Raw genomic sequence first — 14120 nt, 5'->3', positions numbered from 1 at the left:
GTTCTTGACCCTCGACAAGCCAAGAACCTAGTCAGAGAACGGCATGCACCAACTCAGACGCGCAGACCCACCCACGGATACGTCACGAGAGCCGGATATCCGCCGGGGTTGTGGCTTCTCCGTTGGTGTTAGAGGGGAGAACCCACAACGCCAGGGGATATCCGGCGCTCCGGTCAGATGTGTGGGCGTCGTGGCGTCATCCGGAGACTCGCGACAGACGGTGGAGACCTGAAACCCGACATTTCCCGCCTCCCCCCACCAGTTCCTGTCTCCAGTCCCACCGCCCGCCCGCCCGCACCACCGCCCGCACCGCACCAGCGCCCGCACCGCACCAGCGCCCGCACCGAACCACCGCCCGCGCCACCGCCCGCCCGCACCATGCACCGCCGCACCGCCGCCCGCCCGCCCCACCGCGTGCACCGCCCGGTCCATCCCGTCGGCCGGCCCCGGGGTCTGGGCCTGCGCGACGAGAGCCCTCGCACACGAGGGGATATCCGATGGTGTTGTGGCTTCTCCGTTGGTGTTAGAGGGGAGAACCCACAACGCCAGGGGATATCCGTTCTTCTGCGGGATGGGTGGATGTTGTCTTGCCGGCTGGGTGATCGGGTTGGTGGCGGGACGGCTGCTTGCGGCGGGGTGATGTGCACGCTCGACAGGTGGTGCACCGGCGAGACGGTGTACGCACGGGCGCGTTCACGCTCAGGTGCACTACCCGGCCACTGGACATGTCCTGTCGAGCGTGCACATCACACCGGGCCGGCACCGCCCTGGAACCCGTCGACCACCCACGCAGCAGTCACAAGAGCCGGATATCCGGTCTTCTGTCGGCTGTGTGGGTGTGGTGCTGCCGGCTGGGTGATCGGGTTGGTGGTGGCGCGGCTGCTGGCGGTGGGGCGCGGTCGGCCGAGCGGGTCGGTCGGCCCGGTCTACTGTCCTGCGGGGTTAGTGTGCGGGGTGGACCCCGAGTCGGAGGAAGCGGATGTTCGATCATTTGTCGTTGCAGTGTGACGATCTGGAGGCGAGTCGCCGGTTCTACGAGTCGGTGCTGGGGCCGCTGCGGATCGGCGTGACGATGGACTTCGGTGATGTGCTCGGGTTGTCGGGCGCGGACGGCGTACCGAAGTTGTGGTTGGGGCGCAGACGACCGGCGGGGCCTAGCGGGAGATCCACGTCGCGTTCACGGCACCGGACCGAGCGACTGTGGACACGGTGCATCGCGTGGTCCGGGAGCTTGGCAGCGAGGTTCTGCATGAGCCGAAGGAGTGGCCGGAGTATCACCCGGGGTACTACGCGGTGTTCATGCGCGATCCGGACGGCAACAACGTCGAAGTCGTCTCGCACAGCTGATGTGGAGGGGGAGACATGGCGCGGCTGGGTGATGGGGACGTGCTGGCGTACTGCCTGGGGAAGGCGGGGGCTTGGCAGGATGAGCCGTGGGACGGGGATCCGGTTGCGAAGGTGGGGCCGAAGATCTTTGCCTTCCTCGGGGGCGGTTCGGTCGGGCTGAAGTGCGGCGCGAACCGCGAGGAGGCCGACGAGCTCGTGGACACGTACCCGGACGACGTCGGCAAGATGGCGTACATCGGGCGTGCGGGGTGGAACACGGTGCGGCTCGGGGGAGCGGTGCCGGACGACGAGGTGCTGGAGCTGATCGACGCGTCGTACGAGACCGTCGTGGCGAAGCTGCCGAAGCGGCTACGACCAACCGTCGGCGATTGATCGGCCGCCGATAGATCACGGACTGCGACTATTCCCTGACGGGGCTGTGATCATTTCGACAGGCGGGCACGGGGTCCTGGATTTGGAGACTTGGACACCGAGCCGTCAGAATGGACCTTGAGAAGGGGAGTATTCCTTTCGCGGCGGCATCGTCATCACGGTCCGGGCTCGTCCCGAAACCCGGTGCCCTCGGCGTCACACGAGATCACACAGTGTGACGCGGAAGAGACCTTCGGAGTCGATTTTTCGTCTGAGCTCCGGAGGATTCTATGCACGTTGCTGACTATGTCTGGTACATCACCGTCGGCCTGCTGCTCGCGCTGCTGGCGTTCGACGTCTTCGTCATCGGCCGCCGGCCGCACGAGCCGAGCACCCGCGAATCGGCCACCGCGATCGCGTTCTACGTCGGTCTCGCGGTCGTCTTCGGCCTCGGGGTCTGGTGGTTCTCCGGCGGGCAGTACGCCGGGGAGTTCTTCGCCGGCTGGCTCACCGAGTACAGCCTGAGCGTCGACAACCTGTTCATCTTCTTGATCATCATGTCCAGGTTCGGCGTACCGAGGAAGTATCAGCAGACTGCGCTGCTGGTCGGCATCATCCTCGCGCTGGTGTTCCGCGGCATCTTCATCGCGGTCGGCGCGGCCGCGATCAACGAGTTCTCGTGGGTCTTCTACATCTTCGGCGCGTTCCTGGTCTACACCGCGATCCACCTTGCCAAGCAGGGGGAGAACGACGACGAGGACTTCAAGGAGAACGCGGTCATCCGGTTCGCGAAGCGGCGGCTGAACGCCACCGACGAGTACAACGGCGTGAAGCTGACCCTGAAGAAGAACGGTCGCCGGTTCGTCACCCCGATGGCGATCGTGATCATCGCGCTCGGTACCACCGACCTGCTGTTCGCGCTCGACTCGATCCCGGCGATCTACGGCCTGACCCAGGAGCCGTTCCTGGTCTTCACCGCGAACGTGTTCGCGCTGATGGGTCTGCGGCAGCTGTACTTCCTGCTCGGTGACCTGCTCCGCCGCCTGGTGTACCTGTCGCTCGGCCTGTCGGTGGTGCTCGCGTTCATCGGCGTGAAGCTGGTGCTGCACGCGATGCACGTGAACGAGCTGCCGTTCATCAACGGCGGTCACCACATCGACTGGGCGCCGGAGATCCCGATCTGGTTCTCGCTCGGCTTCATCATCGTGACGCTGGGCATCACCACGATCCTCAGCCTGCACAAGTCCCGCACGATGAACACCCCCGTCGAGCCCGCGGAGCAGCCGGAGCTGCACCCGAAGGATTCCTGACCACAAACACCCCGCGGGGGGCGTGCGTTTGTCAGAAGCGGGCGGCGGTGACCAGCGTCGCTCGGCGGTCGTCGGTCAGTGGCTCGTTCTCCAGGCGCTTGCCGGTCTCGGATGCGTGCAGCATCCCCGCCGCGGATACGAATCCGACGTGGTGCACCGGCTTTCCGGCCCGTGCGAAGAAGTACAGGTCGCCGGGCCGCGCGTCGTCGATCGGGATGTTCGGCAGCGTGTCCGCCTGGTCGTGCGCGTCCCGCGGCGTCCGCAGGCCGAGCACCCGGCTGACGGTGTGGATCAGCCCGGAGCAGTCCAGCCCGTGTGCCGACGTACCGCCCCAGAGGTACTCCAGCCCGAGGAACTGCTCGCCGAGGCGCAGCCGCTCGTCGGGATCGGACGGCTCGGACACGGATCGCAGTACGGCGTCCGCAAGCCAGCCCGACCCGCCGTCAGGTGTCGCCACCCGCGTGTACCCGTCGGCGTGCTCGTCGGAGGCCAGCACGGTCCCGAACGACAGCTCAAACACTGGCCGGCCACCTGGCTCGGCGAGCAGCGAGGCCGTCGGTACGGCGATTGCGACCGGGTCGGACGCGCTCTGCGGCAGCTCGCCCAGGTGACTCGACGGGACCCAGCCCGGATACCCGAGCTCGTCCTGGGACGACGGCTGCCAGGGCGCGAGGACCTCGGACCAGCCGTCCCGCTCCAAGCGCACCAGGACGGGCTCGGCGAACAGCAGCTGCGTCAGGGTCCGGCCGTGCAGGCCGAGCCGGGTCTCGGTGTCCATCGACTTGGCCCACGCGGCCACGTCGGGTTGTGCGGCGATGGCCGGCGCGTCGATGTCGCGTGGCGCGTCCGGTGCGGTCCAGACCGTACTGATCGGGACCTTGGCGGCGGCTAACTTCATACGGTCAAGCCTGTCACGCCCAGTCCCGGAGCAGAAGGCAGGTGGATCAGCGAGCCGTCGTACCGGATCCCGCCGGTCACCGGCGCCTCGCGGAGCCACCAGGCGGCGTCCAGGTCGTTGACCGTGGTCGTCGGGTACGCCGAGACCAGCGCGGCCGCCGCGCCGACGCCGACGTGGCTCTCCATCATGCAGCCGACGATCGCGCCGAGGCCGTGCTCGCGGGCGAGTTCGAGGAGCGTTCGGGCCGGCGCCAGCCCGCCGCACTTCGCGAGCTTCACGTTCACGAGGTCGGCCGCGCCGTGCCGGATCACCGCGACCAGGTCGCGGACGCCGTACACGGACTCGTCGGCGAGGATCGGCGTGTTGACCCGGTCCGTCACCCAGGCCATCCCCTCAAGATCGGCTGCCGCGACAGGCTGCTCGACAAGCTCAATGGCGCAGTCCTCGAGCGCGCGGATCACCGTGACCGCGTCGCGCCGCGTCCAGCCCTGGTTCGCGTCGAGGCGCAGCCGCGGCTCGGGCCCGATCGCGTCGCGGACCCGGCGGACGCGCTCGATGTCGCCGGCCGCGTCGGTGCCGACTTTGATCTTGAGTACGTCGAACCCGTCGGCGACCCGTGCATTGCCGGCGTCTGCCAACGCGTCCGCATCACCGACTGACAGCGTCACGTCGGTCCGGACCACACCTACAGTCGACCCGAGGAACCCGTGCAGCGTCTGCCCGCGCCGCCGCGCCGCGAGGTCGTGCAGCGCCACGTCGACGGCGTCCTTGGCCCCGAAGTTGCCGACCGCCGCGCCCTGCACGCGACGCAGCGCCTCGGTGAGATCGTCCGGGCCGAGGCCGTCGAGCGCAGTGGTGATCGGGCCTTCGATACACGCCTGCGAGCCGGCGAGCGAGTCGCCGGTCACCTTCCAGACCTGCGGCGCCTCGCCCCAGCCGCTGTGCTCGCCGTCGCTGACCTCGACCAGGAGCGACTCGACGTGGGTCGCCGTACGCAGCGCGGTGACGAACGGGGTGTGCAGCGGCGCCGAGACCAGGTGGGTGGTGAGCTTCACCGCACGGCCTCCAGGTTGTGCCGGTGGTTCCAGGCCTCGAGCGCGATCGACGCGATCAGCTTCTGCGCGTCGGTGTCCGGCAGTTCGGACGTCGTACACACGACGAGCACGAACGGGTCGGCGTCGGTCGGGCGGACGATGCCGCCGTCGTGCCGGATCCGGCTGTCCCAGCCGTTCTTGTGTTCGACGCGGGTCCCGTTCGGCAGCAGCGCGGGGATCTCGCCGTTCCACTGGTTGGCGGCGAGCAGTTCGCGCAGGTACTCGCCGGACTCGCCCTGCTGGTTGCCTACCGCAACGAGGACCCCGGCCAGGCCGGCCGGGCTCATCAGGTTGCTGATGCCGGCGCGGGCCGCAGGCCGGTCGTCGATGCCGCGCTGGATCTGGGACTCCGGCGCGGGCGAGCCGGGCAGCGTCGCCGCGACCAGGGCGCTGTGGGCCGCCGCGATCCCGACCTGCTCGAGCACGAGGTCGGTCGCCAGGTTGCTGGACCGGGTGATCATCTCGGTCGCCAGCCAGTTGAGCGGCACCTTCTGGCCCATTTGCTCCCAGGTCTTGGGTGCCTCGTCCTCCGCCGGGTCGACGCCGAACCGGCCGCCGGCGGCGGACTCGAAGTCGTTGTGCACGGCCACCGGCTGGGACACGGCCAGCTCGCCTGCCTCGACCTTGCGCATCATCGCCATCGCGACCGGCAGCTTCATCGTGCTCGCGGAGTAATGCGTCCGCTCCGCCTCGTGCACGAACACCGGCGTACCGTCCAACCGGCCCAGCCAGACCCCGAACTCACCGGCCCCGTCGACCTGCCGCAGCAGCTCCGCGATTCCCATGCCGCTCACCCAATCACAGCCGGGGACCTGGCAGACTGCCGAGGGTGTCACGGGCAATCGGTATCCTCCTCGGCTTCGCCGCCGATCGGCTCGTCGGCGATCCCCGCCGCTACCACCCGGTCGCCGGCTTCGGCCAGACAGCCGCCCGCCTCGAGAAACGCCTGTACGCCGATACGCGCCGCAACGGCACTGTGCACACCGCAGTCCTCGTCGGATCCACAACGGTTCTGGGTCTCGCGATCGAGCGGCTCACGCGCCGGCATCCCATCCTGCACACCGCAGTCACCGCCGCCGCGACCTGGACAGTCCTCGGCGCCCGCAGCCTCGACCGTGAGGCCGAAACCATGGCCGCCCTGCTGGAGGAGAAGGACATCCCGGCGGCACGTGATCGGCTCAGCCATCTGTGTGCCCGCGACGCGACCGGCCTCGAGGCCGATGAGCTGGCCCGCGCGACGGTCGAGTCGATCGCCGAGAACACGTCGGACGCGTGTGTGGCGCCGCTGCTCTGGGGCGGGGTTCTCGGCGTCCCCGGTCTGCTCGGGTATCGCGCAGCGAACACGCTGGATGCGATGGTCGGCTACAAGTCGCCGAAGTACCTGAACTTCGGGTGGGCGTCGGCGCGGTTGGACGACGTACTCAACCTGCTGCCGGCGCGGGTGTGCGCGTTGCTGACCGGACTCGCGGCGGGTCGGGTGCAGGAGACGACGCGCGTCTGGCGGCGGGATGCGCCGAAGCATCCGAGTCCGAACGCCGGGCCGGTCGAGGCGGCGTTCGCGGGAGCGCTCGGGCTGACGCTGGGCGGAACGAACAGCTACGGGACCTACGCGGAGGATCGCGGCACGCTGGGCGACGGTCCGGCGCCGACGGTCGCCGACGTACGCCGTACCGCCGCCCTGGCCCGCCGCGTCACCGTATCCGCCGCCGCCGTCGCCACAATCCTCGCGTTACGTCCGAAGAAGCGGAGAGACGTCTCGCCGGATCTTCGGACGTAAGCAACTGGATGGAAGGGGAAGCGATGGGGTTGAGTCACCGGCCGTTGCGGATCGCGTTGATCCGGCACGGCGAGTCCGAGGCGAACCTGGACAAGACGATCTACGAACGCATCCCGGACCACACGGTCCCGCTCACCGCGCGCGGACACGAGCAGGCCGCGAAGGCGGGCGAGGAGCTGCGGGAGCTGTTCGAGAACGAGCCGGTCCGCGTGTACGTGTCGCCGTACCTGCGGGCCCGGCAGACGCTGGACTCGCTCGGGCTGGACGACCTGATCGGCGTACCGCGGGAGGAGCCGCGGCTGCGGGAGCAGGACTGGGCCAACCTCCAGGACACCGCGGACATCGAGCGGCAGGAGAAGCTGCGCGACTCGTTCGGGCACTTCTTCTACCGGTTCACCCACGGTGAGTCGGGGTCGGACGTGTACGACCGGGTGTCGACGTTTCTGGAGACGATGCACCGCGACTTCGAGAATCCGGAGGCGGAGCGCAACGTGCTGCTGGTGTCGCACGGGCTCACGATGCGGTTGTTCTGCATGCGCTGGTTCCACTGGTCGGTACGGTTCTTCGAGTCACTGCGCAACCCGGGCAACGCGGAAACACGCGTCCTGCTGCGGCAACCGGATTTCCGGTACAAGCTGGACCGGCCGTTCGAGCAGTGGACGACCTACGAACCGACGGAACGGGAGCGATCGGCATGGTTGTAGCGCAGACGCGGGACGCCGTACTCGACCTGCTGGCGAGCCTCTCGCCGGCACAGCTCGAGAAGATCAGGGCCCCGTTCGACACGCCGGACCACAAGGAGTGGACGTACCTGCCGGGGGACCGGGCCGGGTTGCCGCTGTCCGCGCTGACACCGGCACAGCAGTTGCTGACCAAGCGCCTGGTCGAGCTGGGCTGCAGTGAACGCGGTGCGGCCGACACGTGGGCGGTGCTGGACGCAGAGGTGATCCTGCGGGGCATCCCGGCGTTGCCGGAGTCAGGGGACTGGGAGGGCTCGGTCCTCGGTAGCAGGTTCTTCCTGCGTGTGCTCGGCGACCCGTCCGACACCGAGCCGTGGGCGTGGCGGCTGAACGGGCACCACCTGGCGCTGCACGTGGCGTTCGTGGACGGAGCGGTCGCGTTCACTCCGCAGTTCATCGGGTCGAACCCGGCCGAGGTGCTGACCGGACCACAGGCCGGTCGGCGGTTCCTGGCCGCCGAGCAAGACCTGGGCTTCCAGCTGCTGCATGCGCTGGAGCCGGCCCAGCTGGAGATCGCACTGGTGTCACCGGACGCTCCCGACGACATGCTGACCCGGCACGACCCGGTGGCCGACGCGTCGTTGCTGCACCGCGGCCTGGCGTACGGCGACATGACCGAGGACCAGCGCCAGCTCCTGAGCCTCCTCATCGGTCAGTACGTCGGCCGCGCCGCCGGGCCGATCGGATTGCTGACGTGGCAGGACATCACCGCGCAGGGCATCGAGCGCCTGACGTTCGCCTGGGCCGGCGAGACCCAGCCGGGCGTCGGCAACCGCCACTACTACTCGATCGCCGGCCCGACCTTCCTCGCCGAGTACGACAACACCCAGGACAACGCCAACCACATCCACTCAGTCTGGCGAGACCTCCGCAACGACTGGGCCACCGACCTCCTAGCAAACCACTACGCCATGCACCGCTAGAGTCAGCGGGGTCAATCGACGGCATCAGCAGGAACCCGGTGTGAGTCCGGGGCGGTCCCGCCACTGTGACCCGTGAAGGGGAGTCAGGAACTGCCGCCGTCGTACCTGGAGTCGGGGCGTGGATACCCCGGAAAGGAACGCGTGCGCATGCCTGCGAAGCTGCTGTTGCTGTCCACTGCCGACACCGATCTGCTGGCGGCCGCCGCGGCTGATGCCGGGTGGAACGTTGCGAATCCGGCTCGGCTCGATCTCGCGGGTCTTGCACCGCTGCTCGATGACGCCGCGATCGTCGTCGTCCGGCTGCTCGGCGGGCGTCGCGCGTGGGAGGACGGGCTCGACGCGGTCCTCGCCTCGGGGAAGCCGGCGGTGGTCGTGAGCGGCGAGGCCGCGCCGGATGCGGAGCTGATGTCGCTGTCGACCGTGCCTGCCGGTGCGGTCACCGAGGCGCTCGGGTACCTCCGTGAAGGCGGCGCGGACAACCTCCGCAACCTGGCCGGCTTCCTGCGCGACACGCTGCTGCTGACCGGCGACGAGTTCGAGCCGCCGCGCGCGCTCCCGGCGTACGGCGTCCGTGGGTCCTTCGTCGACGACGACCGGCCTGTGGTGGGGATCGTGTACTACCGCGCGCACGAGATCTCCGGGAACACCGCCTTCGTCGACGCCCTCGCGGCCGCGGTCGCCGACGCCGGGGCGCAACCCCTTCCGGTGTACTGCGGGACTCTTCGAGGCCTCGACCCGGCCGAGAACGTCGGCCTCTTCGATCTCCTGCGGAAGTGCGACGTACTGGTCACCACGCTCCTCGCCGCGGGCGGTGCGGTCGCGGCGAACGCGAGCGCGGGCGGCGCGGACGATGCGTGGGACGCCGGTGCGCTGGCGTCGCTCGACATCCCGTTGATCCAGGGCCTCGCGCTGACCTCGACCCGCGAGCAGTGGATGGAGAGCGACGCGGCCATCAGCCCGCTGGATGCAGCGACGCAGGTGGCGATCCCGGAGTTCGACGGGCGGCTGATCACGATCCCGTTCTCGTTCAAGTCGTACGACGCCGACGGTCTGGCGCGTTATGCGCCGGACGCGGAGCGGTGCGCGCGGCTGGCTGGTATCGCGGTCGCGCACGCGCGGCTGCGATACGTTCCGCCGGCCGAGAAGCGGATCGCGCTGGTGCTGTCGTCGTACCCGACCAAGCACGCGCGGATCGGGAACGCGGTCGGGCTCGACACCCCGGCGTCGGCGGTCGTCCTGCTCGGGCAGCTGAAGGATGCCGGATACGACTTGGGCAATCTCGATCTGAGCGAGCTGCAAGGCGCGGACGGTGCCGACGGGTTGATTCACCGGTTGATCGCGGCGGGCGGGCACGACGTCGACTGGCTGACGGACGAGCAGCTGGCCAACGCGGTCGCCAAGATCCCGCTGTCCACGTACGCGACCTGGTTCGGCCGGGTCCCGGAATCGTTGCAGGAGGCAATGACCGGGGCGTGGGGTGAGGCGCCCGGTGAGCTGTACGTCGATACGTCGGGCGACGAGCCGGCGATCGCGCTCGCCGCGTTGCGGTTCGGGAACGTCGTGCTGATGATCCAGCCGCCGCGCGGTTTCGGCGAGAACCCGGTCGCGATCTACCACGACCCGGACATGGCGCCGTCGCACCACTACCTGGCGGCGTACCGCTGGCTGGAGGCGTCACCCGACGAGGGCGGGTTCGGCGCGCAGGCCGTCGTACATCTCGGTAAGCACGGCACGCTGGAATGGCTGCCGGGCAAGGGGATCGGGATGGCGGCCGGCTGCGCGCCCGACGCCGTCCTCGGGAACCTGCCGATGGTGTACCCGTTCATCGTCAACGACCCCGGCGAGGGGACGCAGGCGAAGCGGCGGGCGCACGCGACGGTCGTCGACCACCTGGTGCCGCCGATGGCGCGGGCCGAGACGTACGGCGACATGGCGAAGCTGGAGTACCTGCTCGACGAGTACGCGACGGTGTCGGCGCTGGACCCGGAGAAGGTGCCGACGCTGCGCGCGCAGATCTGGACGCTGATCCAGGCGGCGCAGTTGCACCACGATCTGCACACGTCGGAGAGGCCGGAGGACGACGACTTCGACGAGTTCGTGCTGCATCTGGACGGGTACCTGTGCGAGATCAAGGACGTCCAGATCCGCGACGGGCTGCACGTGCTGGGCGGGGCGCCGGCCGGCGAGGCGCGGATCAACCTGGTGCTCGCCATACTGCGTGCGAAGCAATTGTGGGGTGGCTCGTACTCGATCCCGGGGCTGCGCGCGGCCCTCGGCCATGCGTTCGGGGTGGACGAGGCGGAGTTGCTCGCCAACCCGGGTCAGGCCGCGCATCTCGCCGACCTCGCGACACTCGTCGATCTTCCGGCGGTTACCGGTGCTGACGGCGTCGACGTCCTGGAGGCGGTGGCGCGGAAGCTCGTGGTCGGGATGGAGACGGTGGGATGGGACGCGGCGAAGGTCCCGGTAGTCGTCAGCGAGGTCCTGGCCCGGGAATCCGCAGAAGTTGAGCAGTCGTTGACGTTTGCGGCTGAGGAGGTTGTGCCTCGGTTGGGGCGGACCTCGGACGAGCTGACGAACGTGTTGCGGGCGCTGGACGGGCGGTTTGTGGAGGCGGGGCCGTCGGGGTCGCCTACTCGTGGGCTCGTGAACGTGCTGCCGACCGGTCGCAACTTCTACGCGGTCGACCCGAAGGCGATTCCGAGCCGGAACGCCTGGGACGTCGGCGTCGCGCTCGCCGATTCGCTCCTCGCGCGGCACCAGGCCGAGACGGGGGAGTGGCCGCGCTCGGTCGGTCTGACGATCTGGGGGACGTCGGCCATGCGCACGCAGGGCGATGACCTCGCCGAGGTGCTCTGGCTGCTCGGCTGCCGCCCGGTCTGGGACGAGGCCTCGCGCCGCGTCACCAGCTTCGAGGTGGTCGGTCTGGAGGAGCTCGGCCGGCCGCGGATCGACGTGACGATCCGGATCTCCGGCTTCTTCCGGGACGCGTTCCCGCACGTCGTCGCGCTGCTCGACGAGGCCGTCCGGACGGTGGCCGCCCTCGATGAAGATGCCGCCGACAACTACCTGCGAGCACACGTCGACGCAGACGTTGCCGCAGGCAATGATCTGCGCCAGTCGACGGCGAGGGTGTTCGGCTCCAAGCCCGGTTCGTACGGCGCCGGTCTGCTGCCGCTCGTCGACGCGCGGAACTGGCGTACCGACGCTGAGTTGGCGGAGGTGTACGCCGTGTGGGGCGGGTACGCGTACGGCAAGGACCTCGACGGCGCGGAGGCCCGCGGCTCGATGGAACGCGCGTACGGCCGGATCCAGGTCGCGGCGAAGAACGCGGACACCCGCGAGCACGACATCATGGACTCCGACGACTACTTCCAGTACCACGGCGGCATGATCGCGATGGTGCGGCACCTCACCGGCGCCAACCCGAAGGCGTACGTCGGCGACTCCGCCGTACCCGCACAGGTGAAGACGCGGACGCTGGAGGAGGAGGCGAAGCGCGTCTTCCGGGCCCGCGTGGTGAACCCGCGGTGGATGGCGGCGATGCGGCGGCACGGGTACAAGGGCGCGTTCGAGATGGCCGCGACCGTGGACTACCTGTTCGGGTACGACGCGACGGCGGGCGTCGTCGACGACTGGATGTACGAGTCGCTGACCACGGAGTACGTCGCCGATCCCGACATGGCCGAGTTCTTCCGCAAGTCGAACCCGTGGGCGCGGCACGGGATCGCGGAGCGGCTGCTGGAGGCGGCGCAACGCGGGCTCTGGGCGGAGCCGTCGGCGGAGGCGCTGGAGACGCTGCGGAACGCGGTCCTTGAGACGGAGGGTGACATCGAGGACCGCGGCTGATTGGGTAGAGGTATGCCCCGAGTGCTGATCACCAACGATGACGGTTACCGCGCACCAGGCATTCGGGCGCTCGCGCCGGCGATCGCCGCGCTCGGGTACGACGTACTCGTGGTCGCGCCGTTGCTCGACGAGAGCGGTGTCGGCTCGGCGCGGGCCGGGATGGTCAACCGCCCGATCCGGACCGTGTCCGATGTGGAGAACGGCGTGACGTTCATCGGGGTCGAAGGCGCCCCGGCACTCGCGGTGACGCTGGCGCAGGCCGGCGCGTTCGGCCCGCCGCCGGACCTGGTGCTGTCCGGGATCAACCGCGGGCTGAACATCGGCGTGTCGATCTTCCACTCGGGAACCGTCGCGGCGGCCCTGACGGCAGCCGAGGTGGGTACGTCGGCGGTTGCGGTCAGCATCGACTCGGAGGCCCCCGAACACTGGCCGACCGCGGCGACGATCGCGGGCGACGCGCTCGGGTGGATCGCCGACGAGCCGGCCGGGACGGTCCTGACGATCAACGTGCCGGACCGTCCGCTGGACCAGCTGGCCGGCGTACGGCACGCCTCCCTGGCCGTGAACAGGCGCACCCGTCTCGTCGCCGCGACAGCCCCGACAGGCGAGCCGATGATCGTCGTAGAGCGCACCTCCAGTGCTGCCGCGGCTCCAGGCACCGACGAGGCCCTCCTCGCCGAAGGCTTCGTCACCGTCACCCCGATCGTCGGCATCCGCGAGGTCCGCGACGACGCAGCCGCCACAGCCCTCGCCAAACGCCTGACCCGATGAAGCTGTTCGTCGCAGAGTACGGCGCGGCGGACGCACCACCGCTGTTGTTCATCCACGGTCACGGCGGCGGCTATCACTTCCAGCAGTGTCAGGCGGATCTGCTCGCCAGGGACCTTCGGCTGATCGCGCCCGACCAGCGTGGGGTCCTCCGGTCTCCACTGCCGCCGGGTGAGCGCGTCGATCTGGACATGCTGCTGGCCGACTTCGAGGAACTGCGTGAGCAGCTCGGGATCGAGCGCTGGGCGATCCTCGGCCACTCGGCCGGCGGGAACTACGCGGTCGAGTACGCGATCCGGCATCCTTCGGCGGTCAGCGCGGTGATCTTCGACTGCCCGTGCTGGGACTTCGACGCCAACGATCGCCACCGGTTGCCGATCTTCGCGCGCCTGTACGACGAACTCGGCGATCCGGACCGCGCCGCGCGGTGCCGTGAGCTGACCGTCGTGGACCGTCGGCTGACGGCGGACGACAAGACCTACGAGCTCGCGTTCGGTCTCGGCGACCGTTTCCAGGACCTGTCCTTCCACGATCCGTCGCGCCGCTCGGAGTTCATGGGGCTCGGCGAAGCGGCCGGTTTCACCGACGAGATGTGGGCCCGCGGCAACAGCCACCTGGTGACGCTGCCCGAGCTGTACGCCTCGAAGCTCGATCGGTTGGCCCTGATGCCGCAGCCGAGCCTGCTGATCGAGGGCGTCGACGATCTCGCCGCGGACCCGGTCTCGGTCGAGACTTACCGAAACACCGTTCCGACCGGCCGAGCCGTCACCTTCACCCGCTCCGGCCACTTTCCGCACTTCGAAGAGCCGAAACGGTACGCCGATCTGGTGCGCAGCTTCGTCAACCAGCACTTCAGCCCAGCGCGACCGGACCGGGCGTCAGCAGGAGACCGTTAGGAAGCCGGCAGATCACGACCGAGCAGCAGCGACCGGGCAGCGACCACGACCTCGACCAGGACCTCGACCTCGACCTCGACTGAGTGCGTCGTGCGTCCACTGCACGTCGCCCGGGCAGTTGCCAGCCGAGAGCTCTCCACCTGGACGGTGTGTGGAGCCATCGGTGG

13 protein-coding genes and 1 riboswitch are annotated in these 14120 nt (G+C 69.3%); of the genes, 9 read left to right on the top strand and 4 right to left on the bottom strand.

The features are described 5' to 3' along the window. The first annotated feature begins 1218 nt into the window (after positions 1–1218). From ACWF0M_RS11460 to ACWF0M_RS11450, 3 genes are all read left to right on the top strand, one after another. Complete coding sequence (locus ACWF0M_RS11460; RefSeq protein ID WP_452235528.1) at positions 1219–1347, top strand: hypothetical protein; 129 nt, start codon at positions 1219–1221, stop codon at positions 1345–1347. Positions 1348–1362: 15 nt separating this feature from the next. After that, positions 1363–1719 (top strand): MmcQ/YjbR family DNA-binding protein, encoded by a 357-nt coding sequence (locus tag ACWF0M_RS11455; RefSeq protein ID WP_452235527.1) that lies wholly within the window; start codon positions 1363–1365, stop codon positions 1717–1719. A gap of 269 nt (positions 1720–1988) precedes the next feature. Then, on the top strand, positions 1989–3008 hold the full coding sequence (locus ACWF0M_RS11450) for a TerC family protein (RefSeq protein WP_452235526.1): 1020 nt from the start codon (positions 1989–1991) through the stop codon (positions 3006–3008). 31 nt (positions 3009–3039) lie between these two features. On the opposite strand, the gene ACWF0M_RS11445 is transcribed toward ACWF0M_RS11450, so the two are convergent. Genes ACWF0M_RS11445 through ACWF0M_RS11435 form a run of 3 tightly spaced genes read right to left on the bottom strand, consistent with a single transcriptional unit; the run spans position 3040 to position 5785 of the window. Next, positions 3040–3906: a C40 family peptidase gene (locus ACWF0M_RS11445; protein WP_452235525.1), complete on the bottom strand. Its 867-nt coding sequence runs from the start codon at positions 3904–3906 to the stop codon at positions 3040–3042. After that, positions 3903–4961 carry a mandelate racemase/muconate lactonizing enzyme family protein gene (locus tag ACWF0M_RS11440; RefSeq protein WP_452235524.1) on the bottom strand — a complete coding sequence of 353 codons (1059 nt, stop codon included), beginning with the start codon at positions 4959–4961 and terminating at the stop codon, positions 3903–3905. The genes ACWF0M_RS11445 and ACWF0M_RS11440 overlap by 4 nt, the downstream gene beginning before the upstream one ends. After that, a complete protein-coding gene (locus ACWF0M_RS11435) occupies positions 4958–5785 on the bottom strand; it encodes a serine hydrolase (protein WP_452235523.1) in 828 nt (275 codons plus the stop codon). Before ACWF0M_RS11435 ends, ACWF0M_RS11440 begins: the two co-directional genes overlap by 4 nt. Before the next feature lie 44 nt (positions 5786–5829). Here ACWF0M_RS11435 and ACWF0M_RS11430 point away from each other — a divergent pair, with 44 nt between their 5' ends. From ACWF0M_RS11430 to ACWF0M_RS11405, 6 genes are all read left to right on the top strand, one after another. Next, the gene (locus ACWF0M_RS11430; protein ID WP_452235522.1) at positions 5830–6777 is read left to right on the top strand and encodes a cobalamin biosynthesis protein; all 948 of its coding nucleotides are present in this window, start codon (positions 5830–5832) and stop codon (positions 6775–6777) included. A gap of 23 nt (positions 6778–6800) precedes the next feature. Further along, on the top strand, positions 6801–7481 hold the full coding sequence (locus ACWF0M_RS11425) for a histidine phosphatase family protein (RefSeq protein WP_452235521.1): 681 nt from the start codon (positions 6801–6803) through the stop codon (positions 7479–7481). After that, entirely contained in the window at positions 7472–8440 is a 969-nt protein-coding gene (locus ACWF0M_RS11420) for a DUF3500 domain-containing protein (RefSeq protein WP_452235520.1), read from the top strand. The genes ACWF0M_RS11425 and ACWF0M_RS11420 overlap by 10 nt, the downstream gene beginning before the upstream one ends. Next, positions 8429–8553: riboswitch (cobalamin riboswitch) on the top strand. Its footprint overlaps the gene before it by 12 nt. Positions 8554–8587: 34 nt before the next feature. Next, on the top strand, positions 8588–12289 hold the full coding sequence (gene cobN, locus ACWF0M_RS11415; protein WP_452235519.1) for a cobaltochelatase subunit CobN: 3702 nt from the start codon (positions 8588–8590) through the stop codon (positions 12287–12289). A gap of 12 nt (positions 12290–12301) precedes the next feature. Continuing rightward, positions 12302–13060, top strand: coding sequence for a 5'/3'-nucleotidase SurE (gene surE / locus ACWF0M_RS11410; protein WP_452235518.1), 759 nt, complete (start codon positions 12302–12304; stop codon positions 13058–13060). Further along, entirely contained in the window at positions 13057–13953 is an 897-nt protein-coding gene (locus ACWF0M_RS11405; RefSeq protein ID WP_452235517.1) for an alpha/beta fold hydrolase, read from the top strand. The genes surE and ACWF0M_RS11405 overlap by 4 nt, the downstream gene beginning before the upstream one ends. Here ACWF0M_RS11405 and ACWF0M_RS11400 read toward each other — a convergent pair. After that, positions 13950–14114 carry a hypothetical protein gene (locus ACWF0M_RS11400; RefSeq protein ID WP_452235516.1) on the bottom strand — a complete coding sequence of 55 codons (165 nt, stop codon included), beginning with the start codon at positions 14112–14114 and terminating at the stop codon, positions 13950–13952. The two genes, ACWF0M_RS11405 and ACWF0M_RS11400, sit on opposite strands and share 4 nt — an antisense overlap. Positions 14115–14120 lie beyond the last annotated feature (6 nt).

The organism is Kribbella sp. NPDC055110 (genome assembly GCF_053607525.1).
This window is presented reverse-complemented; position numbering and strand designations above follow the sequence as displayed.

What these genes read in the sequence shown, in the direction of transcription:
- ACWF0M_RS11435 (WP_452235523.1), bottom strand. Translation starts at nt 5,785, where the DNA reads ATGGGAATCGCGGAGCTGCTGCGGCAGGTCGACGGGGCCGGTGAGTTC.
- ACWF0M_RS11405 (WP_452235517.1), top strand. Translation starts at nt 13,057, where the DNA reads ATGAAGCTGTTCGTCGCAGAGTACGGCGCGGCGGACGCACCACCGCTG.
- ACWF0M_RS11425 (WP_452235521.1), top strand. Translation starts at nt 6,801, where the DNA reads ATGGGGTTGAGTCACCGGCCGTTGCGGATCGCGTTGATCCGGCACGGC.
- surE (WP_452235518.1), top strand. Translation starts at nt 12,302, where the DNA reads ATGCCCCGAGTGCTGATCACCAACGATGACGGTTACCGCGCACCAGGC.
- ACWF0M_RS11450 (WP_452235526.1), top strand. Translation starts at nt 1,989, where the DNA reads ATGCACGTTGCTGACTATGTCTGGTACATCACCGTCGGCCTGCTGCTC.
- ACWF0M_RS11455 (WP_452235527.1), top strand. Translation starts at nt 1,363, where the DNA reads ATGGCGCGGCTGGGTGATGGGGACGTGCTGGCGTACTGCCTGGGGAAG.
- cobN (WP_452235519.1), top strand. Translation starts at nt 8,588, where the DNA reads ATGCCTGCGAAGCTGCTGTTGCTGTCCACTGCCGACACCGATCTGCTG.
- ACWF0M_RS11445 (WP_452235525.1), bottom strand. Translation starts at nt 3,906, where the DNA reads ATGAAGTTAGCCGCCGCCAAGGTCCCGATCAGTACGGTCTGGACCGCA.
- ACWF0M_RS11400 (WP_452235516.1), bottom strand. Translation starts at nt 14,114, where the DNA reads ATGGCTCCACACACCGTCCAGGTGGAGAGCTCTCGGCTGGCAACTGCC.
- ACWF0M_RS11420 (WP_452235520.1), top strand. Translation starts at nt 7,472, where the DNA reads ATGGTTGTAGCGCAGACGCGGGACGCCGTACTCGACCTGCTGGCGAGC.